The organism is Microbacterium sp. Leaf351 (assembly GCF_001423825.1).
In the GTDB taxonomy this organism is placed as follows: Bacteria; Actinomycetota; Actinomycetes; order Actinomycetales; family Microbacteriaceae; genus Microbacterium; species Microbacterium ginsengisoli.
Map to the genome: position 1 here is coordinate 51,263 of NZ_LMPK01000012.1, position 342 is coordinate 51,604.

The window sequence follows — 342 nt, forward strand, 5'->3', positions numbered from 1 at the left end:
AGACGCGACGCGATCGACGCCGTCGGCCCACCCGTGCCGCCCGGACACCTCGACACGCGCCGCGCCGCACGCTCACCCGATCCCGGATGCTCGCCGGCGCGGTGATGCTCCCGGTCGCGTCGATCGCCGGACTGCCGTTGCTGATCCCGTTGACGCCGGAGCCGGTGTTCGCCGTCGAGGCGACCCGCACCCCGGTGCGCGCCCAGTCGTTCACCACCCCCGACACCGTCACCGGGACGGTGATGGTGCGCGGGGACTACACGGTGGCGGTGACCGCCCCCGTCGGGACCGAGTCGTACGCGCACACCGCGGACACATTCACCAACGACCCGGCATCGGCGG

The 342-nt window shown here is 73.7% G+C and carries 1 protein-coding gene; it reads left to right on the plus strand.

Annotation, left to right across the window (positions count from 1 at the left end; translation table 11 throughout):
• Positions 1-86 precede the first annotated feature (86 nt).
• Positions 87-342, plus strand: a 256-nt coding sequence (locus tag ASG00_RS15245; RefSeq protein ID WP_056207390.1) for a hypothetical protein, incomplete at its 3' end; no start/stop codon positions are given.